Consider the following 26,109-nt stretch of genomic DNA (forward strand, 5'->3'; position numbering starts at 1 on the left):
AGGCTGGAGCTACGCTGCTGAACTTAGAGATCAGACGGGGGGAGTGCAGGCCGCCGGGATGCTGTCACCGCAGACCGGGTTGCTCGGTTCTGGCCGTCTTCAGTGGGTACAGGTCATGCGGTCTGCCTTCGCCCGTCTGAACCAGCCCTCTGATGCCGTGAGATGATGGACTATGCCTGTTCCCGGCCAAGCCCTGCGCGACGCGGGCGTGACGTTCTTCCCCTGCAACCGAAGCTGAGCTGTTCCGTCTGGAACACCGGCTGGGCGAGCCCCTGCCTGCCGAAGTCCGTGCTCTGTACCTCGACCATAACGGCGAGCAGGAGAGCATGGAACCGATGCTCAGTTCCCGCCTGCAACCCCTTGGGCTGCTCTGTGAAGCTTTTGATGAACTTGGCGAATGGCTGTATGTGGACGTGCCCGCCTTCCGGGGGCGGTTTCTTCCCCTCTGGACGGACGACAACGGCAATTACCTCCTCTACCTGCTGACGGGTGCAGAAGCGGGCATGGTGGCTGATCTGGATCACGAGCGGCCCTTCAAGCTGGCCCCGCTCTACCGGAACATGGAGTCGCTGTATGCCGCCCTGCTCGAGGGCTACTTGCAAGACGATGAAGGACTGCCGCAGGACTATCCGCTGACCGGTGTCCCCACCGCGGAGGAACTCGCGGTCTACGAAGATCACTTGCAGGCCTACGGTCAGACTGACCATGAGCCGACACGCGAGATGCATGCTGCCTTCCTGCTGATGCTGTGTCCGGCGGGACGTGAGCAGGACTGGCTGCCGCTGCTGCACCACCGGGAAATGGTGATCGACACGGCGCGGGCGTTGGGGGAGCGGGGCTGTGTTTGGGCGCTGGGGGCGCTGATCGAGACGGTGCGGGGCTTTCCAGCAGAGACGACCCTGTGCAACAACGTGTTGGAGGTCATCGCGCAGTTGGACGCGCCGGAAACGGACGCCGCCCTGATTGAGTTGGCAACGGGCTTTCCGGCGAACATGACGGCCCTGTACGTGGCCCGGGCATTGGAACGGCGTGGCTACTCCCACGAGCGAATTCTGGGCGAGGGCCAAGCGTTCGTGGCCTCCAGAGTCGCGGTGCCGGGCGGTTGGATCGACCTGCCGTGGTCGTGACGGCGGCTCAGTCTAAAGACGACATCACCGGAGTGGAGCTTGAGCGGCCCCTCCCGCCTCAGACAATCGGGCCATGGAACAACGCTTTGTGGGCAAACCTGGCCTGAAGGTGAGTGAACTGTGTTTGGGCACCATGACGTTCGCCCGCGAATCCGACGAGGCCACCAGCCACGCGATGCTCGACCACTTTGTCGGGGCAGGCAGCACCCTTCCACCCTTCATAGACACCGCAGACGTGTACAGCACGGGTGCGTCAGAGGCCACCATGGGCCGCTGGCTAAGCTCCCAGCAGCGCGACGATCTGGTGATTGCCACCAAGGTGCGCTTTCCGGTGGGAGAGAAGCCAAACGACGTGGGCTTGTCTCGCAAGAACATCTTGGCCGGGGTGGAGGCCAGCCTCAAGCGGTTGCAGGCCAAACAGAATGGAGGCGAGTGAGGCGTTCTCCCTGACTCGCAACCGTGTTGTCAACATCTGTTTTTGAACAACAACAGCCTCTTTTATTCATGACATGCCTTCTGACACGTTGGCTAACCCCAATGGTGACAGCACTTATGTTCGGGTGCAGATTCTGACGCCTGCGGATACCCTTGACCGAGAGCAAAAATTGGGCGTGACCCAGGAAGTAACCCAAATTATTGCCGCAGTCGCAATCCAGAGGAGGCGCTTCCGGGCCATCACCTACACCGTTCTGCGCCCTGGCTCTGCGAGTCGGGGCGTGATCTGACACGGAAACCGACTTGAAAGTGCCGTAGGGTGACGCTTCAGTCCGAGCAGAGTCCGTATGACGCCCAGTTCATAGCAAAACGCCGGAGCATGCACAAGCTCCAGCGTTGTCTATTGCTGCCTTCAGATCAAACTCAGTTGCTCGCCGCCCTCCAGGTGGGCCAGATGCTCCGGAAGGTTGCCGGGCCTGTCCATCACGATCTGCTCGGCTTTGTAGCTGCTGCGAACCAGTGGCCCCGACACGATTTCCAGAAAGCCCAGCTTCATGCCTTCCTCGCGGATGTCGTCGAATTCGGCGGGCGACACGTAGCGCACCACGGGCAGATGGTGCATGGTGGGGCGCAGGTATTGCCCGAAGGTCAGCACGTCTACCCCAGCGGCGCGGCAGTCGCGCATGGCCTCGCTGATTTCCTCGCGGGTCTCGCCCAGCCCCAGCATGATGCTGGTTTTGGTGATCACGTCGGGGCGGGCGGCTTTGGCGTGGGCCAGCACCGCCAGCGTCTGGTCGTAGCTGGCGCGAATATCGCGCACCGGATGGGTCAGGCGGCGCACCGTTTCGATGTTCTGGGCGTAGGTGTCCACGCCGCTGTCCAGCACCAGATCGACGCAGTGGGTGTTGCCGCCAAAGTCGGGCGTCAGGGCTTCCACGCGGGTTTCCGGGTTCACGCGCTTGATGGCCTGCACCGTTTTGGCAAAGTGGTACGCGCCGCCGTCGGGCAAATCGTCGCGGTCTACGCTGGTCAGTACCACATACTTCAGACCCATCAGGCGCACGCTGTCAGCCACTCCGGCGGGTTCGTCCAGATCCAGTTTGCCCATCGGATTGCCCGTGTCTACCGCACAAAAGCGGCAAGCGCGGGTGCAGATGTGGCCCATCAGCATAAATGTGGCCGTGCCCCGGCTCCAGCACTCGCCTATGTTGGGGCACATGGCTTCCTCGCAAACCGTGTGCAGGCGGTGTTCCTTCACGATTTTGCGTACTTCCCCGAACACCTGCCCGGTGGGGATGGTCACCTTCAGCCAGTCGGGTTTCTTGTCGCGCACGGGCACGCTGTCTTTGCGGTAGATGCCGTTTTTGATGAATTTGGGTTCGGGGGCGCTCGGTGGATTGATAGGCTCGTGCGTCATAGTGTGGCTCCCTGTAGGTGTGGGGAAGATGGATTGAGGGGGCTTGCCACGTCGGGCAGCGTCCAGTCGTAAGCGGCAAAAGTGATGTGGAAGGCGGCGATCAGGGCGGCTTTGGCTTCGGCGACGCTGGCCGTGCGTTCCAGGCCGCGCAACTGGTATTCGCGCTCCACACTGGTCATGTGGGTGCCGCTCAGGCCACACGGCACGATCAGATCGAAGTGTTGCAAGTTGGTGGTCACGTTCAGGCCCAGCCCGTGCAGCGCCACATTTTTCTGCACGGCCACCCCAAACGAACAGATCTTTTGCTCGTAGGTCAGGCCGTTCACTTCTCGCGGATTCACGTACACGCCCGCGTAACCGGGGTTGGGGCGGGCGTCGGGCAGGCCCAGAACGGTCAGGGCGTGCAAGGTAGCAGCTTCCAGCAGGCGCAAAAAGTCCGCGACTCGCCGCCCCACCGGGAAAAGAGCGTAAGCCACCAGTTGGCCGGGGCCGTGGTAGGTCACGTCGCCGCCGCGCTCCACTTCCAGCACCTCTATGCCCTGCGCGGCCAGATACTCCCGCGTGACCACGATATTGCTGCCTTCCCGCGCTTTGCGGCCCAGCGTCAGTACGGGCGGATGCTCCAGCACCAGCAGGGCAGGACGCCCGCCCGCCGCTACCCGGGCATGGTGCTGTTTTTGCAAGTCCCACGCTTCCCGGTACGGCACCACGCCCAGGTCAAGCACGTCAAATGCGCCCGCTCCAGCAGCTTCAAATTCACCCGGTAAGGCTTTCACATCCGGAATTGTACGCCTCTGCCGCCACTCTCCAAGGTGTGAAGAGGATGCATTTGGCGCCCTATTGACCAGTTCAGTTGGTGAAACAGAGCGTGTGTGGTGGTAGGCACGAGGAAAAGTTGCGTGGCGGGGTGTCCGGTGGGGATGGACGGGGGCTTGGTCTAAGGTGAGGGGCCGGGAGCGGGTGCTAGGGGCAACGGCTCAAGTTTGAATCCCTTCTTAGTCCCTTAGACCCTAATCCCTTAGACGACATCCCAAACGCAACCGCTACTGCCCTCGGCCACTCACTCCCCGCGCCACCTGATCTTCGGTGCGGTCTTGCTCCAAGGCAATGCCGAACGCGCTGATTTTTCCGGCCTTGTCGAAGCCGATGGTCAGGGCCCACACCAACTTGGGAGCCTTCTGAAACGCGGCGCTGCGCATGTAATAGGTCACGCCTGCCCGCGTAAACGTGCGTTCGCGCACCAGCTCCTGCTCTGCGCCGAAATCGCGCACGCCCGTCTCCCTGAATTGCCGGAAGCCTGCCAGCGTGCCCCATTGCCCGCGCACACCTTCGGTAAAGGCGTTCCAGAGGTTATCCAACTTCACCGCGTAAAACTCTTTCATCAGCGTGCGTCCGCGTGTCAGAGCGGCTTTTTCGGCAGCAGTGGACGTGGCGGAAGCGGGAAGTGCGGGCGGCGTTTTTTGGGCCTTGGCGGGCGTGGTGGCCGTCAAGACCAACAGGAATGCTCCAGCAGCCAGCGGGCGTATGGGATTCATGGCCCAGCGTAAGGGCTAGCGGGCAGCGGTCATGTCAGCAGGATGACGATTTGGGAGCAGTCAGTGTTCATTCCCAAAGGCAGTTCAGGCCCAGCAGCTGCTCTATCACCACAGCCACCCCGTCCTGATCGTTGCTGAGCGTGACTTCTGAAGCAGCGGCCAACGCTTCGGGTTCGGCATTGGCCACAGCCACGCCCCGGCCTGCCCAGGCCAGCAGTTCGGCGTCGTTGGGGGCGTCTCCGAAGGCCAACACTTCAGCCGCCTCAATCCCCAGAAGGCGGCACAACTGCGCCAGCCCCCACGCTTTGCTGACCCCTTCGGCCAATACCTCCAAAAAGGGTGCGCCCGAGTGGGTTACGGCGAATCCCGGCAAGTTCAGCGCCTGCACCTCGGCCAACAGTTGACGCGGCGTGAGGCGGGCGTGACGCACGATCAGCTTGAGGCTGGGGGCGTCCAGCACGGCCTCCAGGCCATATCTACCCATCTCGGCAGGATCGCGCTTGTGATCCTCGAAGCTTGCCAGAGCCGCGTATCCGTGCTGCGCCACAAACCGTTCGCCGCCGTCGCGCACGCTGGCAAAGCGCACGTCCGGCACGCGTTCAGACAACAGGTTTGCGAGCCGAGTCTGGGCCTCTATCTCCACATGGGCCGCAAACAGAGTCTCACCCGTACTCAGATGAATGCCGTGTGCGCCGTTGCCACACAGCGCCCAGCCGCTAAATCCAGCCATTTCTGCAATTCGCCGCACTCCACGCGGTTGCCGGGCCGTGACGGGCACGATCTGGATGCCTGCTGCCCGCGCCGCGTTCAGGGCCGCCCGTGTGCGGGGGCTGACTGTCTGATCCGAGCGAAGCAAAGTGCCGTCCAGATCGGTGGCAATCAGCCGAACGGGGCGCGGCGCACGGTTTACACGATCATTCACGCTGTTCCAGAATCACCACTGCCGCCGCGTGTTCCCGCGTGTGGGTCAGGCTCAGATGCGCCACCCAGCCGCGTTCCTGCATCTCGGCGGCGATGTGCGGCGCAAAGCCCAGGATAGGCGGCGCGAACGGAAAAGGCCCGTCTGGGGTGCGCTCGCGTTCTACCCACACGTCGCGCCAACCGTGGGGCCGGGGCCAGACTTTCTGAAAAGCTTCCTTGGCCGCAAACCGGGCCGCAAAACTGGGCACCGGGTCGGCCAATCCCGCGCAGTACGCCAATTCGGAGGGATGAAACAGCCGCTCGGCTCGCGCTCCTTCCCGCGCCAGTACGCCCCGGATGCGTTCCACTTCGATCAGGTCGTTTCCTATGGCGAGGATCATTGGGGAAGATTGTAGGGCGCTGCGGGCGGGGTGATCTTGAATCGTAGAGATTGGCGATGAATCTTTCCGGCCTGTTGCCGAACTGGAACTCCAAAAACGTTAAAGCTCTCTCCTGCTGCGCTGTTCCCACGGTCTATGGTCTACCCTCTACACTCCCCCTGTGACCCAACCCGCGCCTCTGTTTCCCGACCTGCACCTGTACGATGTGGCCCGCCTGCTGCAAGCAAACGCCGCCCAGTGGCAGGCGCTCGGCGTGGTGCGGGTGCGGGTGTTCGGCAGCGTGGCGCGGGGGCAGGCGCGGAACGATTCGGATGTGGATTTACTGGTGGATTTCGCGTCCCAGCCCGCATCCGGTGGGCCGCCAGCGGGCCTGCTGCAACTCATGCGTGTTAAAGACCTGTTTGAAGACCTGCTGGAGCGCCGCGTGGACGTGCTGACCGAAGGCGGCCTGAAGCCTGCGCTGAGGCGTGAAATCCTGGCTGACTGCGTGGATGTGATGAATGCGGGCGCGGGCCCGCCCACTCCGCCCCGTGTGGGCGTGAAGCGGTGGCGTTGGCGGGTCTTCGACTTGCTGGACGCTCTGGACCGCGTTGAGCGTTTTACGTTCCCGCACACGCTGACCACCTTTCTGGCCGATGAACAGGCTCAGGACGCCGTGCTGCACAACCTCGCCCGCTTAGGCGAAACCACCAAATTCATTCCCCAGCGTGTGCAGGACACGCACCCGGAAGTGCCGTGGGTGCTGCTGCGCGATATTCGCAACCTCGTCTCACACGACTATTTTGGAATAGATACTGAATTGCTGCGGCACACAGCCCGCCACGAATTGCCGGGGCTGCGGGCGGCGCTACAGGCACTTGCGGAAGGGGAAGAGGAGTAGGGGAGAGGCGGGAAGGTGTGGGCCAGGAACTCTAGGAGCCTGCCCCCACTATCTTTCTTCCGTCACCCTAATTCCAGGCCATTCCCGCCCGCTCCTGCCAGTACGCCGCCGGAGTTTGCGCCGCGTCCTGCAAGGCGTCCAACTCCTCTGGCCCCAGCTTCAGATTCAGGGCGCTGAGGTTGCTGTGAAGGTGCTGCTGGGTGGCCGCGCCGCTGAGAACCGTGTCGGCCCAGGGTTGCGCGAGGGCGGCGGCCAACGCCAAAGCGTCGGGCGTGGTGTGCAGGCGGGCGCACAGGTCGGTGATGGATTGAGGAACGCTGCCCCGTGCGCTCAGGCGGCCATTGGCGACGGCTTCCTTGACCACCACGCCCCAGCCCGCCGCGTGCGCCTCCGCCAACGCCGCGCCTACCGAAGACTCCAGCAGATTCCAGGTGGCCTGCACCACACTCAGCGGATTTACGCCGTCTAAGCGCACGTCTAGCGCCCGCTGCAAGGTGTCGGCCTGGGCAGGCCCGCTCAGGCTCAGGCCCACGCGCACGCCGGAGTCGGCCAGTTCTACCAGCCGGGCCAGCACCGCAAGGTCGTCCAGCACGCCCGTTTCCAGCGTCGCGGAATGAATCAGATAAAGGTCGGGTGTGCGGCGCAGGGCGGCCAACGTTTCGGGCCATTGCCGCTCCAGTGTGGGCCGCGTATGGTCTTTGACCTCGTGCTGTGCGGCGTCGGTGCGCCAGTTGGCGGTGTAGGTGTAGCCCCATTTGCTGCCTACCGTTGTGTCATATCCGCGATCTGCCAGCCAGCTCCCCAAAAACTCCTCAGCCAGTCCGTAGCTGCGGGCGGCGTCAAAGTAACGGATACCCGCCGCCCAAGCCTCGTCCAGCATGACGTGAGCATTGGCCCGCATCGCCTCCACCGACTTCTCTGGCCCCAAATCGGCCCCATGCCCTACGTTGATATAACCGGGCCGCCCCAACGCTGCCAGGCCGAGGCCGAGGCGCGTCACAGTGGGCAGATTGGCTCCCAGCAGGCGGGTTTCCAGCGCCGTCATCGGGAAGAATCCAGCTCAGTCTCTCCGCTCTCCAGGCTCGGCAGCGGCAGAATCGCCTCGGCTTCGATTTCTACCAGATGTTCGGGATCAATCAGGGCGGCCACCTGCACCATGCTGGCGGCGGGGCGAATATCGGCAAAAACCTCGCCGTGAGCGCGGCCCACCGCTTCCCACTGCCCGATATCGGTCACGTAGATTCGGGTTCTGACCACATGTTCCATCCGTCCGCCCAGGCGTTCGAGCGCGGCCTGAATGATGTTGAGGATCACGCGGGTCTGGCCCGCCGCGTCTCCCACACACTGCACCTCGCCGTGCAGGGTGGCGGTGGTTCCGGCCACATGAATGATCTGCCCCACCCGCACGGCCCGCGAATAGCCCACCACGTCTTCCCACGGGCTGCCGCCAGAGATACGCTGAGGTTGCACAGCCTTCATTGTCCTTCTCCCACAGCGGCCAGGCCCACATAATCCGGCGCGGCAAAGATCCCGCCCTGCCGCTGTTCCGTGATGTCTGCCGGGTCGCCGTGAAGGTGGCCCACGGCCTCTGCGTAGGCTTCGGCATCGTCCTGCGGCGCGTAGCCAATCTCGGCCCAGCCTTCATCGGTCATCCAGCGGCGGGTGTTGCCGCTGATGCCTGCCACGATTCGGAAGCCGTCTGGCAGGGCGCTGGAAGGTGCGGTGACTGCGCGGGCAAACAGTTGGGCGGCGTCGCGGTGAGACAGCCACGTCGACAGGTGGCGGGCGTCCTGCGGCTCCTGCTGAAACGAGCAGATCCGCACCGACACGAATTCCAGTGCGAATTTTTCAGCGTACATGCGTCCCAGCGCCTCGCCGTACACCTTGCTGATGCCGTAGTGGGTATCGGGGCGCACGGGCACATTGGGGCCAATTGGGGGGCCAATCGGGGTGCGGGGATACATCCCCACCGTGTGAATGCTGCTGGCAAAGGCCACGCGCTGCACGCCTGCAAGCCGCGCCGCTTCCAGCACATGATAGGTGCCGTCTATGTTCACGTCCCGGATGCGTCCGTAGCGGTCTTCGTTGGCAATGCCTCCCAGATGAATCACGGCGTCCACGCCCTGCATGACTGCTTGCATGGCGGCAAAATCGGTCAGGTCGGCCAATTGCACTTCTTCGCCTGACTGGGTGTCTCCACCCCGCGCCGGGCCGAGGTCGCGGGCGTCGGTCAGGCGTAATACGGTCTGGGAACCGGGTAAAAAGTCGCGCAACTGGCTTCTCAGGGTGCTACCGATTTCTCCGGCGGCTCCAGTGATCAGGATTCGGCGGGGGTAAACGCTGGATTGATGGGAGTGATTGCTGGGGGCATTCATGCCCTCTATCCTGCCGCCTCCGGCCCCTTCGTGTGTTCATCTGGGCGACCCTGCCAAACCTAAGCAAACGCTCATGGCCGCATGTGAAGGGGGATTGAAGCTGGGCTGTACGGTAATCGGGGCGATCCAACTCTGGTCACTGCTGTCCACCCTCAAGGGCGAACCTTAATGTATCGGGTGGTCAATTATACCCGGTTCAGTTAAATATTTTACAATCTAGCCCGTTCAATACCGATTGTCTGTTGATTCCATGGAGGCCGTACGCCATCGTTTGTCCCCTCTCAAGTGCTGGCCCGTTGTACAGGAGAACTTTATGACCTTACTGGATCAAATCCAAAGCTATTTTGGAGCCGGAGCCGCAGAGCAGTTGGGCCGCGCCGTCAATCTGTCGCCAGACCAGGCCCGCACCGCGCTGCACGCTGGTTTACCCCTGCAACTCGACGCTATCGTTGACCACGCCTCCTCTGCGGAAGGCCGCGAACAACTTGTGGATGCCGTGCAAAACCTGCCCCAATTTGCCAGCGTACAGGACGCTCTGAACGACGCCGACGGAGCCAGCAATCTGGAACGGGCCGGAGAAATGCTCGCCCCAGTGTTGCTGGGCGGGCACGCAGATCGAATTACGCAATCGGTGGCGGCCAAACTCACGGCGGGCCACACAGACGCCGGAGTCATCGGCGGTCTGCACAGCGGGGCGCAGCGTCTGATGCAGATGGCGCTGCCGCTATTGCTCAGCTTTTTGGGCCAGCGCGGTCTGAATGCAGGCAACGTGACCACCATGCTGCCGAGTATGAAGGGCGGCCTGGCGGGCCTTGCCGGGATGGGCGCTGCCGGAGCCGGACTGGTGGGGGCAGGCTTGGCCGGAACTGGGCTGGCCGGAGCGGGTGCGCTGGCCGCTGGCCTCGGCAAACCTGATCTGACCATTCCGGAAGTGAAGTTGTCAGAACTGAACAAGCCAGAGCTGAATAAACCGGAACTGGGCAAGATCAACTTGAGTCCCACTGAAATTGCCACACCTGATCTGCATAAGCCCAATCTGGGGGCAATTGGCGGTGGCGCTGTCGGAGGGCTGGCCGCTGCTGGAGCCGCTGGTTTGGCCGGAGCAGCACTGACCTCGGGTAACCTGCTGGACTTTCTCAAGGGTCAATTTACGCCTGCGGTGGCCGAGCAAGTGGGCAAATCGGCGGGCTTTGGCGGCAGTACGGCCAGCCGCGCCACCCTCGCCGCGCTGCCTCTGGTGCTCAACGCTCTGATCAACAAGGGCCGCACCGAATCGGGCGCAAACGACGTGTTGAATATGGCCCGCCCGCTGGGGCATCTGGCCGCAGCCGACGGCACCCTAAACACCAACCTGCTCAACGACGGCGCTGAAACAGCCCGGATCGAGGGTCAGGGACGCGGGTTGCTGGGCGGCTTATTTGGCAACGTAGAGGCCGTCACCGGGCGACTCGGTACGGCGCTGGGGGGCAGCGGTGCAAACGCTGGGCGGCTCCTGGCGATCCTGACGCCGCTGGTGCTGAGCATGCTGGGCAACCGCGCCCGTGCAGGTGGCGTGGGTGCAGGCGCATTCTCTGGCCTGTTGGGTGGAATGGGTGGCAGCCTGGCCGGTCTGTTGCCTACTGGCCTCTCCAGTCTGGGCGGCCTGCTCGGTGCTGGTGCGCTGGGTGCTGGTGCAGTGGGTGCAGCGGCCACAACGGTTGCAGCGGCAGTCCCGCCTGCTCCCCGTCCGGTCACGCCCCCGGCGACTCCGCCTGTGGTCACGCCCGCAGTCGTCAGGGAGCCGGAACGCAAACGCGGCGGCTTTCCCTGGTGGCTGATTCCGTTGGCGCTGCTGCTGCTCTTGGGTGGGTGCTGGGTTCTGAACCGCAATCCTGCGTCCACAACGGGCACAGGCACCAGTACAGGCAACACAGCGGGCGCGGCGGTGGGCGGCATCGTGGTCACCAACCCCACGTCTGATTCCAACCTGCCTGCCGCCGAATTCACCATGAGTGGCACGGGCACGGCGGGTGACACGCTCACCATTGCCGACCAGGGCCAGGAAGTCGCCACCTCTACCGTCGGTGCAGACGGTCAGTGGACGGCGGCCATTCCCGCGCCCACAGTAGGCGAGCACACCTACAGCATCACGGGTGCAGACGGCACGGCCAAGAGTGAATTCAAGGTCAACATCACCGACGACGCGGCCAGCACTGAGCCAACCGGAACCGATGCGGCTTCGACGGGCGACTCTGGTACGGGCGACTTCAGCATCACCGAACCCGCTGCGGGCGCGATCCTGCCCGCCGGAGACTTTGCCCTGAGTGGCACGGGCACCGCTGGACAGGAAATCGAAGTGTTCGACGGCGACACCAGCCTCGGCAAAGTCACGGTAGACGAGGGCGGCAACTGGACATTGCCCGTGACTGGCGCGGTTGCCGGAGCGCGGGCCTACGCCATTAAAGGCGCAGACGGCACCGAACTCGCCACCCTGAGCGCCACTGTCGGAGACGCTGCTGTGGGCGACGCCGCTACCGAAGCGCCTGCCGACGAAGCCGCCGCACCTGCTGACGACAGTGCCGCTGACAACACTGCGGGCGCTGCTGCCCCCGCTGCCGCCGACTTCTCCATCACCACCCCCGCTGCCGACGCCCAATTGCCCGCAGGCGGCTTTACCCTCAGTGGTCAGGGCACACCCGGAGCCAGCGTAGAAATCTTTGAAGACGACGTGAGTCTCGGCAACGTCACGGTAGGCGCAGACGGCGCCTGGACGAAAGACGTCCCCAGTCCTGCCGAAGGCGCGCACACCTACGCCGTGAAGGGCAGCGACGGCACCGAGTTGACCACCGTCCGCGCAACTGTGGCCGCCGCAACGGCCTCTGCTGGTGGCGCTGCTCAGGTGTGCGCCGAGGACTACACCCTCAGCATCACCGACGGCCAAACCGTCAAGGAACCCTTCCGCTTTGGCGGCGTGGGCGGCGGCGAAGGCTACAGCGTCACCGTCAAACGCGGCGAACGCTTGGTCGGCACCAAAAACATTCAGTTGGACGCCAGCTGTGGCTGGGCCTACGAGAGTCGCCCCGGTGCGGGCACGGTCACCTACGAGGTTCGTCCTCTGGGTGATGCCAACGCGGAGCCTCTCAGCACGGTAAATCTGACCGTCGCGGAGTAAGGTCTAAGGGTCTAATAAGTCTAAGGGCCAGAGGACTGGGCAGCACGGCTTTTAGATACTCGCCAACAATCAATACCGCTCCTTTCGGGGGGCGGTTCTCTTGTGCCGTTCAGAATGATGTTCTACTGCGCCACCCGGCCTACTGCTGTCCGGCCACGCGGCAGATGCATCCTGCGCCCAACTTCTGCACACTGAACCCATGACCGACAAGCACCTATCCGACAAGCACCTGTCACACCAGCTGTCGTATTTGCTGCGGCACGCGCCGCATGAGGCGGGCCTGACGCTCGCGCCGGGTGGTTGGGTTCCGCTGGAGCCTGTGCTGGCGCATCTGCATGTCACCCGTGAGCAGGTGGCACGGGTGGTGGCAGCCAGCGACAAACAACGCTTCAGCCTCGGCACCGATGCCCGCACAGGCAGCGAGCGCGTCCGGGCCAATCAGGGCCACAGCGTCCCTGTAGACCTTGAACTGGTGCCCACGCTGCCGCCCGCCGTGCTGTATCACGGCACTTATCCCGACGCCCTGCCCGCCATCCGCGCCACTGGACTGAAGGCCATGAACCGCCACCATGTCCACCTCTCGCCCGATACCGCCACTGCCACCAAAGTCGGTACGCGGCGCGGCCTGCCTGTGGTGCTGACCGTCCACGCGGGCCAGATGCACACGGCCGGACACCTGTTTTATGTCAGTTCCAATGGCGTATGGCTCACTGAACATGTGCCATCAGAGTTCGTGGAGTTTCCACAGGGCTGATACAGATTGAATCCTGCTCTTTTTAGGAATCAACCCGACTTGAAAAGCCCCGAAGGGGAGCGGACTTGCAAAGCTGCGCAGCAGAGCGAGTGGAAAAAAATACGGACTCCGCGTTATGGAGCCGCAAGCGGTGCTTTCCTGGTGGTGACGGAATAAAGCGCAATCCGTATGACCTACCATTCATGAAATAATCCCCCTATGCTCACTCTGGATCAGGCCCGCGCTGCTCTCGCTTCTGCTCGCCGGGTAGCTGTCCTGACCGGAGCGGGCGTAAGTGCCGAGAGCGGCATTCCTACCTTCCGTGACGCCCAGACCGGGCATTGGGCGCGGTTCCGGCCCGAAGACTTGGCGAGTCCTGACGCGTACCACCGCGACCCCGACCTGGTGTGGCAGTGGTACGCGGGCCGCTACGCCGATGTGACCCGTGCCCAACCCAACGCTGCGCACACCTTGCTGGCGCAACTGGAGCGTGAAAAGGGTACCGGCTTTTTCCTGGCGACCCAGAATGTAGATGGTCTGCACGCCCGCGCAGGCAGCGGCACGGGCGGCGGGCAGATGGTGGAACTGCACGGGAGCCTCGCCAGCGCCCGCGATGAGGTCACGGGTGAAGTGTTCGCCTTGCCCGACCCCGCCGAGTTGGTCACGCCGCCCACCTCGCCTGCCGGAAACCGCATGCGCCCCCACATCGTCTGGTTTGGAGAGTACCTGTCCCCAGATGTGCTGGAGGCTGCCCAGGTCGCGTTCTATGAGGCGGAAGTGGCCCTGATTCTGGGCACCAGCGGCCTGGTGTATCCGGCGGCAGGGCTGGCCCGCCACACCCAACAGGGCGGCGGCGTGGTCATAGAGGTCAATACGGCAGACACCGACTTGACCGCTCAGATGAATTTCAGCCTGCGCGATCTGGCCTCAAGCGGGCTGGCACGGCTGATGGGGGCGGGGTAGGAATTCATCCACCAACCGGGACAGACATCACAGCCCTGCCTCCCGCGTTCTGTTAAGCTGCCCTGTTTCGCGGCGGCCCAGTACGGCACTGCCGGAAGGGACTGAGAAGTCCGAAGGGAGGACAGATGACGGTCGCCAGCCTAGATGACCAGCACAACCCAGCATTAGCGCAAGTCGAACAACCCAAGCCGGAAGAAGCCAAGCTAGAGGAACTCTACCCCGCGCCCGTGAAAACGGTAGAGGCAGGCAGTCCTGCCGAGCGTGCAGGCGTGCGCCCCGGCGACTTTTTGCTGCGTGTTAACGGGGCCGCCGTGACCGATGTGCTGGCCTACCGCCACGCCTTATCGCTGGGCAAGGCCACGCTGGAGATGGCCCGTCCGGTGGCTGCACCTCAGGTCATGACCGGCGTTCCTGGCACGGCGCAGGATCATCACCGCCTGTTTATGCCGCAGGAGCCGGGGCTGGGCGAGACATTCTTCTTTGATGTGGAATGGGAAGACCCCGGCCTGGATTTTGAGGAAGTGCTGTTCGACGGCATCAAGAAGTGCGCCAATAAGTGCGATTTTTGCTACGTGCATCAGATGCCCAGAGGCTTCCGCAAGAGCCTCTACATCATGGACGACGATTACCGCCTGTCTTTTCTGTACGGCTCGTTCGTCACGCTGACCAATCTCACCGAGGGCGACATCAACCGAATCTTGGATGAGAACCTGTCGCCGCTGTACGTGTCGGTGCATACAGCCAATCAGGAACTCCGCCAAGACCTGATGCGCTGGTGGAAACTGAAGGTCAAAGACCCGCAGGCCGTACAGATTCGCGGCATGATCGAGCGGCTGGAAAGCATCGATCTGTACACCCAGATCGTGCTGGTGCCGGGGCGCAATGACCGCGAACACTTGGACGATACGGTGGAATACCTGTCCAGCCGCCCCAACGTCCTCAGCGCGGCGGTGGTGCCCATCGGCCTGACCTCGCACCGCACCAACCTGCCCGACGTGCGGACGTTTACCCGTGAAGACGCGCAGGACAGCCTGAAACGCCTCAACATCTGGCGCAAGAAGTTCCTGAACGAGCGCGGCACACGCTTTATCTTTCCGTCTGACGAGTTGTACCTGTTGGCCGGAGAACCGCTGCCCAGCGAGGAAGAATACGAAGGCTTCCCCATGCTGGAAAACGGCGTGGGCATGATCCGCGACTTCCTGACGGGCGGGATGGACGCCGAGTTGCCCGCCGCACTGCCCCAGCCCAAGCGCGTCATTCTGGCGACTGGCGCACTGTTTGCTGAGTCCTTGGATCTGGCCGTAGAGCCGCTGCGGGCCATCGAGGGCCTGACGCTGGAAGTGCGGGCCGTTGAAAACAAGACCTTCGGCAAAGTGACGACGGTGGCGGGCCTGCTGACTGGGCGCTGTTTCCGGCACGCTGTCAAGCCTGGTGAGGCCGATTTGCTGCTGGTGCCGCCCACCACGCTGCGCTACGGCACCGAACTGATGCTGGACGACACCAGCCTGACCGAACTCCGCAAGGAATTTAAAATGGACGTGCAGGCGGGCGGGGCCACCTTGGGCGAGTTGGCCCGCGTGATCCTCAGTGCGGCCACCAGCAGCGGCCACCAGTGGGGCATGAGTGCCCACGCCGTCAAGGACAGTGGCAAGAGCGATACTGTTCAGATTCAGGTGGCCGAACAAGGGATGCGCGGACAGGCGTAAAGCCTCTAGTCATTGACCAGCAGCTCAGTCAAGTGGGCGGCAGGAAGCACGTCTTCTTGTCGCTCACTTCGTTGTTCTCTTGCCAGATTACTGACTACCCTTCAAGTTTGTCCCCAAAAAGTGTAAGATTGTTCTCATGTTCAGTGGATTCCAGAAATTTTTGATGCGTGGCAACTTGGTTGACCTCGCTGTCGGTGTGATTATCGGCGCGGCTTTTGCTGGTGTCGTCACTGCCTTTACGCAGGGCGTAGTGATGCCTATCCTCGGCATTTTCGGCGGCGTGCCCAACTTCGACGCCCTCTCCTTCAGTATCAACGGCAGCATCTTTAAATACGGTACGTTCCTCACGGCCTTAATTACCTTCGTAATTACTGCGGCAGTGGTGTATTTCTTTGTCATCACGCCCTTTACACGCATGCTGGAACGCGCCAAGCGTGAAGAAACGCCCGTTGTGGCCGAACCTACCAACGAAGAAAAACTACTGGCCGAAATCCGCGACGCACTTAAGAATCGCCCGCTGTAATTCTCTGTCCTGGCCTCTGCTGCCCGTGCCGCACTGCCCCTTTCTTAGTGGGCGGCGCGGCTCTATTGTGTGCCCATGACTGTACCCACTGCCTCTCCGTCCCGCTCCGCCCTGTTGGCCCGCGCCCTGCATAGCCACCGCGCCGCCCTGATGGACTTGTACGCCGAGTTGCCCGACGATCAGGCCCAATTTGCGGCGTGGGAAGGCGGCATGAGCTTCGTGGCGTTGGCCGACCACTTATCGGGCAGCAGCGAGCGGTTTCTGGGGATGGTTCAGGGCCAGGCCCCTGGCGCGTTGCCTGCTCCCAGCGCCGATTTGCCTGCCGCCCGCGCCCGCCTTCAGCAGACCACCGAGGCGGCCATGAGCGCCATTGCTGCCCTCGGCAACGAAGATCTGGGCCGCCGCGTGACTGCATTCGGGGGCCGAGAAATGCCGATTGCTGCAATGGTAGACATGCTGATCACGCATGAGGCGCACCACAAAGGTCAGGTGTGGATGATGGCCCGCATGATTGGTGTGAAGCCACCTATGTTCGTCAAAATGGGCTGAAGAAAGTGAATGTACAGAGCCAGCCTATGCTCAGGCTGGACCTGTTTTCACCGTTCTGCTAAGCCTTGCCCGCCTCTTTGGGCCGGGGAACGATTGGTGTCTCGTTGGCAGGAACGCGGCCCCGCACATCTTTCAGCATCTCGCGGATCACGGCAAAATCCGCGTCCAGGTCGCCTGTGGGCGTCACATACCCGATGACGCCGATACGTTTGTGTTGCCAGTCCAGCGCAATCACACCAATCGGCAGGCCCGCTTCCAGGGCCATGTAATAAAAGCCGGTTTTCCAGTACTGGCCGCGTTTGCGGGTTCCTTCGGGGGCCACCACCAGCACGATTTCCTTCTGGCTATGAATCAGGGCCACCACCGCGTCTACAAAGTTGCCGCCCGCCTGCTGACGGTTGACCGGGAGGCCGCCCACCGCCCGCATAAACAGGCCCAGCGGAAACTGGAACAGTTCTTTTTTGCCCACCCAATGCACCGGAATCCGGGTTCCCCAGCGCCACAACAGAGCCGGGAAGAAATCGAGGTTGCTGGTGTGTGGGGCGGCGGCGGCCACGAATTTCGGCCCCGGCGGAGGCGCGATTATGGATTCCCAACCTGCCACACGCAGCACAAAGGAGGCCAGACGCGACCATGGGGTAGGCCGCTGATTCAACCAGAGAACAGACACTTCAGCAGTATAGGTGGGGCACTATTGACCGCAGACCTACCTAGACGCAGTTCATTTATTGCCGAGTCGTAGGCAGGCCGCTCAGTGGGTTTGCTCGGCCACCAGTGCCCGCCATTCGCGGAAGGTCACGGGAAACAGCGGCTCGGCCAATTCTGCCAAAGCCCGCGCATACAGCCGGATTTCGTACTGTGCGCCGTCGTGGTCGCGCAGGCCGATAAAGTGCAGCAGCGAGCGCACATTAAAGGTGTAATACGACTCGGTATACAGACTCTGCGGCAACACGCCCCGCGCCTGCTCCCGCGTGACCCCCAGGCCCAACAGCGTCTGGTACGCGCCGTAAGCCGATTGCCACGCCTCCGCCCAGACCCGTGCTGCCTGCGCCTGATCCAGTGTGCCGTCGTCTTCTACACTGGCCTGGCGGTTGCTGGGAGCCTGTTTCCGGAAGCTGAGCGGCTGAAAATTGCGTTCCTGTTGCTCCACATACCTTCCCGACGTTTCGTTTTTAGAGACTCCGGCTCTATGTCTCACCCATTGCCGATCTACAAAAATGGGGCAAATTACCTTAAATGTGATCATGTTGTGTTCGAACGGCGAGCCATGCTGATGCCGTAAGAGGTAGCGAATCAGCTTTTCGTCGCGGGCATTCAGGGGCGCGTCACTGTCTCCGCCGAAAGAAACGCGTGCGGCATTGGCAATCATTTTGTCATCGCCAGCGTGCTGAATCAGGGTTACGCTGCCCAGTTGGTCGCCGAGGGGGTAGAGGGTACGGGCGTCTGTCATCTCGGCGTTACTGTAGCGCCCGCACCCGAGCTCAGGCCTTATCCGCCAAATTACAGCAAAAAAACCCGCCTGCCCCGGAGGAGGAGAGGGCAGGCGGGGCAATTGGGTTGCGGGCGGAGACAGGCCCGCCGTGGAAGGTCTAAAGGGGTATTTCAGCGTTTGGGACGATGGGAAACACGCACCGGCACAGGTGCACGCTTCTGCCGATCTTGTTGCGCGGCGAGCAGCAGTGAAGTGATGACAACCAGGGCGGCCAGCAGCAGTTCCATGCCTGCAGTGTGCGCCGTAGCCTCTGACAAGACCGTGACAACGGATGCGGGTTGGCCGGGTAAACGGGAGGGTGTCAGGCTCTCAGATGAAGGCGGGTTCCAGTAGCCCAAGTTCCAGTGCCCCAAGCTCCAGCCCCACCGCTTCCAGTGCCGCTGCAAACTGCGCCGCTGTCACCGGAATCACGCTGAGGCGCGTGCCCTTGTGGGTCAGGGGCGAGTCTTCCCACTCCGGCAGCCCTCGCAGGGCGTCCAGTGTCAGCAGGCTTGGGAAGGCCGCGACGGGCGACACGTCCACCATGCTCCAGCGCGGATTGTCGGGCAAGCTTTTGGGATCAAAATACGCGCTCTCTGGGTCGAATTGCAGGTCGTCGGTGTAGGCCGCCCGCACCACCCGCGCCACGCCTGCCACGCCGTTCGGTTTGGCGTTGGAGTGGTAAAATAGGCACAGGTCGCCCGCATTCATTTGCCGCAGATAGTTGCGGGCCAGATAATTCCGCACGCCGTTCCAAGGCTCCTTGCCCACCCGCACCAGATCGGGGTAGCCGAACACGTCGGGTTCAGATTTTAGAAGCCAGTAGAGCATGGGGATCAGGGTAGCGTTTGGGCGTGGGGTGGTTCGGGAACCGTGGGCGGGAGTGGCGGCAGATTCTGCGTGTCGCCATTGAGTTGGACTATGCCAGCGCCGTAGCTGTAGCTACCGTCCGTTTGGGTTGGAATGCGGTCTAGCGGCAGTACGGCCACGAAACTTCCTCTGGATTGCTTGCTATCCTCACCCACAGGTTCGCCCTCTGTGTTGGGGTCGGCGAGTGACTCAACAACAAGGCGGCGGAGTACCGTCCATCGGTTGAGGGGAAGACTTTCTTGTTGGCCGCCCGAAATTTTGTAACTTCCGCCGCCAGTGGCCGGAACTGCACCGGGAGCTTCCCTGCTCTTTTGCCGAAGCAACAGGCTGGGATTGTTGCAATTTCCGACATTGAACCCCAAGCCCCTCTGCGATTGAATACCAGTGCTGCCGAACGGTGAATCTAATGAAACTGCTGTCGTGTACAAGCGGTGACCAAGTTCATTCGCACAGATAAGTGGTCGGGAGGCCATCAGCCAACGCTCCTGAAAGCGGTAACTCCCTGGAACACGGCCCCGGAAAATCTTTTCTTGCAATTCTCTGATATTGCTCACACGGATAGAGACATAATCGTTGCTGTTTTAATATCGCTGCTGGCAATGTTGGCATAGACGACTACTTGCGTTCCACGCGGATAGGTCACGGTGGCAGCTTGATACTTGCCGCATGGGGCGTATGTATCGGCAAACAGGCGGGCAATATCGGCGGGCGTGGCTGCCTCAAAAGCGATGCCTTCTTTGGGCGGCATCCACTCCCTATACACCCACCACCCGCCGCTGCCTGCCAGTAACACGGCCAGTGCCAACCAACCCGCTTTATGCGTCAGCGCGTGCCCCAGCAGACTGCGATTCACGGGTTCCGGGTCGCCCATGCTCTTCACGGCCAGAAACTCGGCTTCCTCGCGGCTAAAGCCCTGCGCCTCGTGTTCGGCGGTGCGCTCCAGCAGATGCGCCCGCAATTCGGCGGCGGCGTCCAGGCGCTCGGCTTTGGGCAGGCCCAGCGTGGCGCGGTGAATGTAGGCGTCGAGGCTCAGCAGGCGCGGCGTTCGGCTGAGGTGGCGGGTCATGCGGGTTGCCTGAGCTTACGCAACAAAAGGGCGTCCAGTGCGCCGCGCAGTGTTTGCCATTCGGCCCGCTTGCTGCTTAGGGCCCCCGCGCCCTCATCGGGCAGGCGGTAGACCTTGCGGGGTGCGCCGCCCCTGTCGCTGGGCTGCGAGTCGCCTTCTACCCAGCCCGCCTTGACTAGACGGTGCAGTGCCGGATACAGGTTGCCTTCGCACAGGTCGAACAGGCCGCCGCTGCGCTCGTTTACATACTTTAGAATGTCCAGTCCGTAGCGCGGTTGCTCGTTCAGGGCGGCCAGCAAAGCCAGATCAAGCATGCCGGATTTCAGCGGGTTCATCAGCCAACTCCTTTTGAGTCCCGTCCTGCTGGATACTTGCTCACCAAGGTAGTCGGCCCCAAGTGTCTTGTCAGGCAAGGTAGTGCGCCGATCTCTGTCCCGTGCCTTCTCCCACTTTATTTTTTACTGTGGCCCACTAGAATCTGTTTGTGCGATTCTCGCCGTGGTTACCCGTCTTACTCATTCTTGCGCTCGGTGCCTATCTGTTGCCAGAGCAGCGGGCCGATCCGGTGCTGTCTGTGCCGCCTGCCCAAACCAGTGCGCTGCCCAACCAGTTGCCCGAAACCACCCGCGCCCTGTTCGAAAAGCTGCGCCCCGCTACTGTGCGCGTGGAAAGCGTGAACAGCGCCCGCAACACGGCGGGCCTCGGTACCGGCTTTTTTATCAGTGAAACGGGGCAGGTTCTCACCGCGTACCACGTGGTTGCAGAAGGGCAATTGTTCCAGATCAGTACGCTGTCGGGGCGCTCGTATCCGGCGCGGGTCACGGCCTTTGATGCCGCCGCTGATGTGGCGCTGCTCCAGGTGCAGGGGCGCGGGCCATTTCCGGCCTATAACCTCGCGACTCGCCCGCCGCGTGTGGGTGAAACGGTGTTGGCTATCGGCAACAGCGGCGGAGACTTTTTACAGCCACGCCGGGGCCGCCTGCTGCGCCTGAATGCCGATGCAGGCCGAGCCGATTTCCCGCAGGGCACGCTGGAAATGACCGCGCCCCTGGCCCCCGGTGACAGTGGCGGCCCGATCATCGACGGCAACGGGCAGGCCATCGGTGTCATCAGCTATATCCGGGTGGATACCAGTGGCCAGACCCGCACCAGTTACGCCGTACCTGTGACCGAGGGCAACGACCTGATCGCTGCTCTGCGCACAGGCGTCAAGCGAGATACGCCGGTGGTGGGCCTGGTCTTCGATTCCAACCACAGCGGCATGACTGATCCCCCCGGTGCAGTGGTGGCCCGCGTTGCCAAGGGCAGTCCTGCCGCCCGCGCAGGCCTGATCGGAACGCCCCTTGATGCCGAGGCCAATCCTGTAGGACTCGGAGACGTGATTCTCAGTGTGAACGGTGTGCGAACCCGTGACGCCGATGAGGTCATCAACCAGATTCGCCGCGCCGAGATTGGCGACACGATTACGATAGGCTACCAACGCGGAGACGAGCGCCGAGAAGCGCAAATTACGCTGGCGGCGCGGCGCAGTGTGCCGGACTTGGATCAGTGAGGGCGCGGGACGCCGTAAAAAACACCAGGGCTGAAGCTCAAGTTGTCGTCATCCGGCTTAAATGGGGATTTCATCGGTTCGGCGCAGACTTGGGGGATGTCACGTGCCTTTGTCAAGGAAGACAGTGGGGAACGCTGGACGCCCCCAACTGCCCCGGCCCAATACCGAATTGTGCTGCCGACCGATCACGGCCCCGAAGTACTGCGGGAAACCGACGATCTGTTGACGGCCTTGCAGCGACTTCAGGCAGGACTGGAATTGCGGGATCGTCAGGGCATCCTGATCGCCAGAGGGTGAGTGCTCTTTACTCTCTCTACTACCACTGACCTTCCACCGTCACCCGCAGCGCTCCCGCCAGACTTTGCCCCGGCTGGAGCGTTTTCATGTCGGTGCCGCCGATGCCCTGCGCCGCCAGATTAAAGGCGTCGGTGGCGTGAGACACGGGTTCAAGAGCAAGGCTGCCGTCTGGGGCAGTGAACACCACCAGATGGGAAAACACGTTGTCGGCGGTGAGGATCAGGGCGCGGTGGGGGCCAGTGTGCGGCTGCCCAGTGTGGGGTTGCCAATCCAGTCGGGCAATTCCGTCCCACGCGGTATACACGCGGTCTAGGGTTTGCGTCCCAACCGCTGTAGGCGTGCGGAAATCCTCGGCGGGCTGTACGGGCCTTGCGCCGCTGGTGGGCAAATTGCGTTCATCGGTGTCGTAGGTCAGCGCGGCGTCAAAGGTCAGCAGCGGGTCTTGGCCATCCTGGATGCGGGCAAAGTAGGGATGCAGACCCATGCCAGCGGGCATCTCTGCGGCGGGCATCGGGCGCAAGTCTGCATTGGTCAGGGTCACACTGATGTCCAGATGCGGGCCGTGCAGGCGGTATTCTACGCGCCCGGTAAACGCCCAGGGCCAGTTCAGATCGATCACGTCCCGGCTATCAAATTCGCAGATCAGGTGGGAATCGCCCGCCCGCGTCACCGTCCACGGGCGGTTTCTGACGTCCCCGTGTTGTACGAGGCCGTCTTTGGTATTGGGGCGCAACTCCACCGTTTCCCCTGCCAATTCAAACCGGGCGTCCCGAATGCGGTTGCTGTAGGGCAGCAGCGTAAAGCAGGCGCATTGGCTGCTGGTCTGCACGTGTTCCAGCGCGACCGATCGCATCACGGGGCGGCCCGACGCAGCCCGCAGATTCAGGATGCTGGCCCCCATGCCGGGCAGGATGTCCAGGGTCAGGGCGGGGCTGGAGATGGTTGCCAGCTGCCACGGGGCAGAGGCCGTCACCGCCCACTTCCTCCACGGTTTCTGGTGGCCTCATACAGCAAAATGCCCGCCGCCACCGACGCATTCAGGCTCTGCACGCGCCCACTGGTCGGAATCTTGACCAGTACGTCGCACTTTTCGCGCACGAGGCGGCGCAGGCCTTCGCCTTCAGCCCCGATCACCAGCGCCAGTTTGCCCGAAAAATCGGTGCGGCCAATGTCCTGCGCGGCCTCGCCCGCTGCGCCGTACACCCACACGTTGTCTTCTTTGAGGGCGTCTATAAAGCGGGGCAGATTTTTGGTCTGCGCCACAGGAAGGTAGGCCACCGCGCCCGCCGCTGTTTTGGCGACCACAGGCGACAGCGGTGCGCTGCGGCGTTCTTCTACAACCACGCCGTGTGCGCCCAGCACCTCGGCGCTGCGGATGATGGCCCCAAAGTTGCGCGGGTCGGTAATGCCGTCCAGCAGCACGATCAGCAGCGGCTCGCCCCTGGAGTCGGCCCGCTCGAAAATCTCGTCCACGCTGGCCCATTTCAGGTCTTCTACTTCGGCCACCACGCCCTGATGCTGCGTCGTGCCCACCATCTGATCCATCTCTATGCGCGAAGTAAAGCGCACCAGCACGTCCAATTCCTTGAGCTCCCTGATAAACGATTCTTCTACGCCCCGCGCCACCAACACCTCAGCAACGCGCCCATCTGCGATGGCTTCCAGCACCGGATTCCGCCCGTACAGCAACATGGGCGTAGTTTAGGGCACACAGGCTGGGCGCTCCTTCATTCCAGCATTCCAGTTCACCCTTTGTCCCGCCCACCCCGGCCTAGAATGCGGGTATGACCGATCTTTCTCCCGCCTCCAACTCTGTCCAGCCCGTGCGGGGCGAAGTGCAGCGCGACGTGCTGGTGCGCTGGCTGAATGAATACCTGCAAGTGGGTGCGCTCCCCGACCCCAGCATGAACGGCCTGCAAATCGAGGGCACCGACGTGATCCGGCGCGTGGCCGCCAGCGTGGACACCAGTGCCCGCTCATTGCAGGAAGCCGCCGACAGTGGCGCAGATATCCTGCTGGTGCACCACGGGTTGTTCTGGGGCGAGCCGTTGCCGATTACTGGGCCTCACCGCCTGCGCGTCCGCACAGCACTCATGGCTGATCTGAATCTCTATGCCGCCCACATTCCGCTGGACGCCCACCCCGAAGTGGGCAACAACGCGATGATGGCCCGCGCCCTGACCCTGCAAAATACGGAGCCGTTTGGCGACTGGCAGGGCCACAAGATCGGTCTGGCCGGAGAGTTGCCCTTTGTGCAGAGCCTTCAGGACTTTGCAGACCGGGTGCAAAAGCTGACCGGGGAAATCTGTCTGGTGCACGGTGGCGGCATTCCGCACGTCCACCGCCTTGGCATTGTCAGTGGTAGCGGCGCGGGCGCAGTAGCCGAAGCCGCCGCGATGGGCCTCGATACCCTGCTGACCGGAGAACCCGAACACAAGCACTTCCACGATTCCTTCGAGTACGGCGTGAACGTGGTGTACGCCGGACATTACGAAACCGAAGTCTTCGGCGTGCGTGCATTGGCGGCCCGCCTGGAAGATGAATTCGGCCTGCCCTGGCAATTTCTGCACCTCCCTACCGGTCTGTGAATGAGCCTGTGAGCCGGGGGCTGTTCATCACCTTCGAGGGGCCAGAAGGTGCGGGGAAGACCACCCAGATTGCGCGTCTGGTAGAGCGGCTGACTGGCGCTGAGGTGGCCCACATCGTCACCCGCGAACCGGGCGGCACACCGCTGGGCACGCGGATTCGGCAGGTGGTGCTGCTGGAGCCTGACCTGCCAGTCGACCCTCTGCCCGAATTTCTGCTGTATTCGGCCAGCCGCGCCCAACTGGTGGGGCAGATCATCCGGCCTGCGCTGGCACGCGGGGAAGTGGTGGTTTGTGACCGCTACGCCGATTCCAGCCTGGCCTATCAGGGCGCGGGACGGGGGCTGGATGCGGGCTTGCTGGCTCAGATTACGCACGCAGCGACAGGCGGTCTGCAACCCGATCTGACGTTTTTGCTCGATCTAGACCCCGCAGTAGGCCTCGCCCGCGCGGCCACACGGGGCGAACCTGACCGCCTGGAACGCGCTGACCTCAGTTTTCATCAGAGGGTACGCGAAGGTTTCCTCGCATTGGCACACGGAGAACCCGCTCGATTTCGCGTGATGGACGGCACGAGGTCGCCGGATGAATTGGCGGAACAGATTTGGAGCACCGTGGCTGAAACACTGGGAACAGTGCAGATAGGAGCAGGGCAGGCCGAAGCTCCAGCCTGAACCGGTCTTACCGCCCTGTCGCCCCCCGCCCAGTCACGCCCGTTTCCACCTTCAGCCCGGGCACCTTCACTTCAAACAGCGTGGGCCAGCGCTTGCCTGTCAGCAGCAGCGTGCCCCGTTCTGGAATGAAGGCGATGCCGTTGGGCACGTCGTCGAAGGTCAGGGGTTTTCCGGCGCGGGCGGCAGTGGTACTGGCCTCACGGGTCAGGTTGGATACATCGATCCACGCGGTGACCTTCCCGGTGGCCGGGTCAATCTTGGCAATCCGGTCAGTCAGCCACACGTTGGCGTAGACGCTGCCCTGCACATATTCCAGCTCGTTCAGGTTCCGCACGGGCTGGCCCTGATCGGTCACCGTGACACTCCGCTTGACTGCAAAGGTTTTGGGATCGCGCCACACCAATGCCGCGCTGCCGCTACTCATGATCAGGTGCTTGCCGTCGTTGGTGAGGCCCCAGCCCTCGCCCGTGTATCGGTAACGGCCCATCTCGCGCAGGGTGGTGGCGTCAAAGGCAAAAGCCACGCCGCTTTGCCAGGTGATGTGGTAAGCCACGCTCCCCAGCACCGTCGAGCCCTCGCCAAACGCTTGAGCCAGCGGTGTCGCCACCATTCGCTGAACCCGGCCCGACTTCAGCTCGACCCGCCGCACGCCCGATTCACCGATTTGACCCGTACTTTCCAGCAACACGCCGCCACCCAAATACTGCAAGCCCTGTGTAAAGGCGGCCCGGTCATGCGGAAAGCGAGCGACCACACTAGGGGTCAGTAGCGGCGTGCGCACCGACGTAGACAGAGGAAGGGCAGGAGCCGGGGCAGCAACACTGGTCAGGCACAGCAAAGAAACAAGAAGGCGGAAGCGCACGCCCTTATCGTAGGGCGCGGCGGGCCTTCTCCGGGTC

The 26,109-nt window shown here is 62.8% G+C and carries 30 protein-coding genes; 14 read left to right on the plus strand and 16 right to left on the minus strand.

The genetic code is table 11. From position 1 onward, the window contains the following. Window positions 1–272 precede the first annotated feature (272 nt). The 3 genes from M1R55_RS10005 (at window position 273) to M1R55_RS10015 (ending at window position 1,852) form a co-directional block, all read left to right on the plus strand. On the plus strand, window positions 273–1,127 hold the full coding sequence (locus M1R55_RS10005) for an SMI1/KNR4 family protein (protein WP_249394187.1): 855 nt from the start codon (window positions 273–275) through the stop codon (window positions 1,125–1,127). Window positions 1,128–1,200: 73 nt separating this feature from the next. Continuing rightward, window positions 1,201–1,563 carry an aldo/keto reductase gene (locus tag M1R55_RS10010; RefSeq protein WP_249391630.1) on the plus strand — a complete coding sequence of 121 codons (363 nt, stop codon included), beginning with the start codon at window positions 1,201–1,203 and terminating at the stop codon, window positions 1,561–1,563. A gap of 73 nt (window positions 1,564–1,636) precedes the next feature. Continuing rightward, a complete protein-coding gene (locus M1R55_RS10015) occupies window positions 1,637–1,852 on the plus strand; it encodes a hypothetical protein (RefSeq protein WP_249391631.1) in 216 nt (71 codons plus the stop codon). Between the two features lie 122 nt (window positions 1,853–1,974). Here the strand turns inward: M1R55_RS10015 and lipA are convergent, their stop codons facing one another. From lipA to M1R55_RS10040, 5 genes are all read right to left on the minus strand, one after another. Further along, complete coding sequence (gene lipA / locus M1R55_RS10020; protein ID WP_249391632.1) at window positions 1,975–2,979, minus strand: lipoyl synthase; 1,005 nt, start codon at window positions 2,977–2,979, stop codon at window positions 1,975–1,977. Beyond that, window positions 2,976–3,755 carry a lipoyl(octanoyl) transferase LipB gene (gene lipB, locus M1R55_RS10025; protein ID WP_249391633.1) on the minus strand — a complete coding sequence of 260 codons (780 nt, stop codon included), beginning with the start codon at window positions 3,753–3,755 and terminating at the stop codon, window positions 2,976–2,978. Before lipB ends, lipA begins: the two co-directional genes overlap by 4 nt. 267 nt (window positions 3,756–4,022) lie before the next feature. Further along, window positions 4,023–4,514 (minus strand): hypothetical protein, encoded by a 492-nt coding sequence (locus M1R55_RS10030; protein WP_249391634.1) that lies wholly within the window; start codon window positions 4,512–4,514, stop codon window positions 4,023–4,025. 67 nt (window positions 4,515–4,581) lie between these two features. Then, window positions 4,582–5,436, minus strand: a complete 855-nt coding sequence (locus M1R55_RS10035) for a Cof-type HAD-IIB family hydrolase (protein ID WP_249391635.1) — start codon at window positions 5,434–5,436, stop codon at window positions 4,582–4,584. Further along, window positions 5,429–5,815 carry a 4'-phosphopantetheinyl transferase superfamily protein gene (locus M1R55_RS10040; protein ID WP_249391636.1) on the minus strand — a complete coding sequence of 129 codons (387 nt, stop codon included), beginning with the start codon at window positions 5,813–5,815 and terminating at the stop codon, window positions 5,429–5,431. The genes M1R55_RS10035 and M1R55_RS10040 overlap by 8 nt, the downstream gene beginning before the upstream one ends. Window positions 5,816–5,975: 160 nt before the next feature. On the opposite strand from M1R55_RS10040, the gene M1R55_RS10045 reads away from it, so the two are divergent. Further along, entirely contained in the window at window positions 5,976–6,695 is a 720-nt protein-coding gene (locus M1R55_RS10045; RefSeq protein WP_249391637.1) for a HepT-like ribonuclease domain-containing protein, read from the plus strand. A gap of 67 nt (window positions 6,696–6,762) precedes the next feature. On the opposite strand, the gene M1R55_RS10050 is transcribed toward M1R55_RS10045, so the two are convergent. The 3 genes from M1R55_RS10050 to M1R55_RS10060 are packed head-to-tail and all read right to left on the minus strand — an operon-like array spanning window position 6,763 to window position 9,070. Continuing rightward, window positions 6,763–7,740 (minus strand): aldo/keto reductase, encoded by a 978-nt coding sequence (locus tag M1R55_RS10050; protein WP_249391638.1) that lies wholly within the window; start codon window positions 7,738–7,740, stop codon window positions 6,763–6,765. Continuing rightward, window positions 7,737–8,174 carry a RidA family protein gene (locus M1R55_RS10055; RefSeq protein ID WP_249391639.1) on the minus strand — a complete coding sequence of 146 codons (438 nt, stop codon included), beginning with the start codon at window positions 8,172–8,174 and terminating at the stop codon, window positions 7,737–7,739. The genes M1R55_RS10050 and M1R55_RS10055 overlap by 4 nt, the downstream gene beginning before the upstream one ends. Next, window positions 8,171–9,070 carry an NAD(P)-dependent oxidoreductase gene (locus M1R55_RS10060; protein ID WP_249391640.1) on the minus strand — a complete coding sequence of 300 codons (900 nt, stop codon included), beginning with the start codon at window positions 9,068–9,070 and terminating at the stop codon, window positions 8,171–8,173. Before M1R55_RS10060 ends, M1R55_RS10055 begins: the two co-directional genes overlap by 4 nt. Window positions 9,071–9,383: 313 nt before the next feature. Between M1R55_RS10060 and M1R55_RS10065 the strand changes: the two genes are divergently transcribed. From M1R55_RS10065 to M1R55_RS10090, 6 genes are all read left to right on the plus strand, one after another. Further along, window positions 9,384–12,221: a DUF937 domain-containing protein gene (locus M1R55_RS10065; RefSeq protein ID WP_249391641.1), complete on the plus strand. Its 2,838-nt coding sequence runs from the start codon at window positions 9,384–9,386 to the stop codon at window positions 12,219–12,221. A gap of 199 nt (window positions 12,222–12,420) precedes the next feature. Further along, window positions 12,421–12,975: an RNA 2'-phosphotransferase gene (locus tag M1R55_RS10070; protein ID WP_249391642.1), complete on the plus strand. Its 555-nt coding sequence runs from the start codon at window positions 12,421–12,423 to the stop codon at window positions 12,973–12,975. 198 nt (window positions 12,976–13,173) lie between these two features. Continuing rightward, the gene (locus M1R55_RS10075) at window positions 13,174–13,917 is read left to right on the plus strand and encodes a Sir2 family NAD-dependent protein deacetylase (protein WP_249391643.1); all 744 of its coding nucleotides are present in this window, start codon (window positions 13,174–13,176) and stop codon (window positions 13,915–13,917) included. A 125-nt stretch (window positions 13,918–14,042) separates the two neighbouring features. Continuing rightward, entirely contained in the window at window positions 14,043–15,623 is a 1,581-nt protein-coding gene (locus M1R55_RS10080; protein WP_249391644.1) for a DUF512 domain-containing protein, read from the plus strand. A 136-nt stretch (window positions 15,624–15,759) separates the two neighbouring features. Then, window positions 15,760–16,146: a large conductance mechanosensitive channel protein MscL gene (gene mscL / locus M1R55_RS10085; protein ID WP_249391645.1), complete on the plus strand. Its 387-nt coding sequence runs from the start codon at window positions 15,760–15,762 to the stop codon at window positions 16,144–16,146. A 75-nt stretch (window positions 16,147–16,221) separates the two neighbouring features. After that, the gene (locus M1R55_RS10090) at window positions 16,222–16,695 is read left to right on the plus strand and encodes a DinB family protein (protein WP_249391646.1); all 474 of its coding nucleotides are present in this window, start codon (window positions 16,222–16,224) and stop codon (window positions 16,693–16,695) included. Window positions 16,696–16,753: 58 nt separating this feature from the next. On the opposite strand, the gene M1R55_RS10095 is transcribed toward M1R55_RS10090, so the two are convergent. The 5 genes from M1R55_RS10095 to M1R55_RS10115 all read right to left on the minus strand — a co-directional run bounded on the left by M1R55_RS10095 (window position 16,754) and on the right by M1R55_RS10115 (window position 20,437). Further along, a complete protein-coding gene (locus tag M1R55_RS10095) occupies window positions 16,754–17,365 on the minus strand; it encodes a 1-acyl-sn-glycerol-3-phosphate acyltransferase (protein ID WP_249391647.1) in 612 nt (203 codons plus the stop codon). A gap of 81 nt (window positions 17,366–17,446) precedes the next feature. Beyond that, on the minus strand, window positions 17,447–18,145 hold the full coding sequence (gene thyX, locus M1R55_RS10100) for an FAD-dependent thymidylate synthase (protein ID WP_249391648.1): 699 nt from the start codon (window positions 18,143–18,145) through the stop codon (window positions 17,447–17,449). Between the two features lie 351 nt (window positions 18,146–18,496). Further along, on the minus strand, window positions 18,497–18,997 hold the full coding sequence (locus M1R55_RS10105; protein WP_249391649.1) for an EVE domain-containing protein: 501 nt from the start codon (window positions 18,995–18,997) through the stop codon (window positions 18,497–18,499). A gap of 589 nt (window positions 18,998–19,586) precedes the next feature. After that, on the minus strand, window positions 19,587–20,102 hold the full coding sequence (locus tag M1R55_RS10110) for a permease prefix domain 1-containing protein (protein ID WP_249391650.1): 516 nt from the start codon (window positions 20,100–20,102) through the stop codon (window positions 19,587–19,589). After that, window positions 20,099–20,437 carry a PadR family transcriptional regulator gene (locus tag M1R55_RS10115; protein ID WP_249391651.1) on the minus strand — a complete coding sequence of 113 codons (339 nt, stop codon included), beginning with the start codon at window positions 20,435–20,437 and terminating at the stop codon, window positions 20,099–20,101. Before M1R55_RS10115 ends, M1R55_RS10110 begins: the two co-directional genes overlap by 4 nt. 149 nt (window positions 20,438–20,586) lie before the next feature. On the opposite strand from M1R55_RS10115, the gene M1R55_RS10120 reads away from it, so the two are divergent. Further along, the gene (locus M1R55_RS10120) at window positions 20,587–21,654 is read left to right on the plus strand and encodes a S1C family serine protease (protein ID WP_249391652.1); all 1,068 of its coding nucleotides are present in this window, start codon (window positions 20,587–20,589) and stop codon (window positions 21,652–21,654) included. A 96-nt stretch (window positions 21,655–21,750) separates the two neighbouring features. Further along, window positions 21,751–21,951: a hypothetical protein gene (locus tag M1R55_RS10125; protein WP_249391653.1), complete on the plus strand. Its 201-nt coding sequence runs from the start codon at window positions 21,751–21,753 to the stop codon at window positions 21,949–21,951. 19 nt (window positions 21,952–21,970) lie between these two features. Here the strand turns inward: M1R55_RS10125 and M1R55_RS10130 are convergent, their stop codons facing one another. Then, on the minus strand, window positions 21,971–22,924 hold the full coding sequence (locus tag M1R55_RS10130; RefSeq protein ID WP_249391654.1) for an aldose 1-epimerase: 954 nt from the start codon (window positions 22,922–22,924) through the stop codon (window positions 21,971–21,973). Beyond that, window positions 22,921–23,643: a 23S rRNA (guanosine(2251)-2'-O)-methyltransferase RlmB gene (gene rlmB, locus M1R55_RS10135; protein ID WP_249391655.1), complete on the minus strand. Its 723-nt coding sequence runs from the start codon at window positions 23,641–23,643 to the stop codon at window positions 22,921–22,923. Before rlmB ends, M1R55_RS10130 begins: the two co-directional genes overlap by 4 nt. 92 nt (window positions 23,644–23,735) lie before the next feature. Between rlmB and M1R55_RS10140 the strand changes: the two genes are divergently transcribed. After that, window positions 23,736–24,539, plus strand: a complete 804-nt coding sequence (locus M1R55_RS10140) for a Nif3-like dinuclear metal center hexameric protein (RefSeq protein WP_249391656.1) — start codon at window positions 23,736–23,738, stop codon at window positions 24,537–24,539. After that, window positions 24,536–25,210 carry a dTMP kinase gene (tmk, locus tag M1R55_RS10145; RefSeq protein WP_371827100.1) on the plus strand — a complete coding sequence of 225 codons (675 nt, stop codon included), beginning with the start codon at window positions 24,536–24,538 and terminating at the stop codon, window positions 25,208–25,210. The genes M1R55_RS10140 and tmk overlap by 4 nt, the downstream gene beginning before the upstream one ends. A gap of 7 nt (window positions 25,211–25,217) precedes the next feature. Here tmk and M1R55_RS10150 read toward each other — a convergent pair whose 3' ends face one another. Then, complete coding sequence (locus tag M1R55_RS10150) at window positions 25,218–26,072, minus strand: glutaminyl-peptide cyclotransferase (RefSeq protein WP_371827101.1); 855 nt, start codon at window positions 26,070–26,072, stop codon at window positions 25,218–25,220. Window positions 26,073–26,109 lie beyond the last annotated feature (37 nt).

The sequence above is a fragment of the Deinococcus sp. QL22 genome (assembly GCF_023370075.1).
GTDB lineage: Bacteria > Deinococcota > Deinococci > Deinococcales > Deinococcaceae > Deinococcus.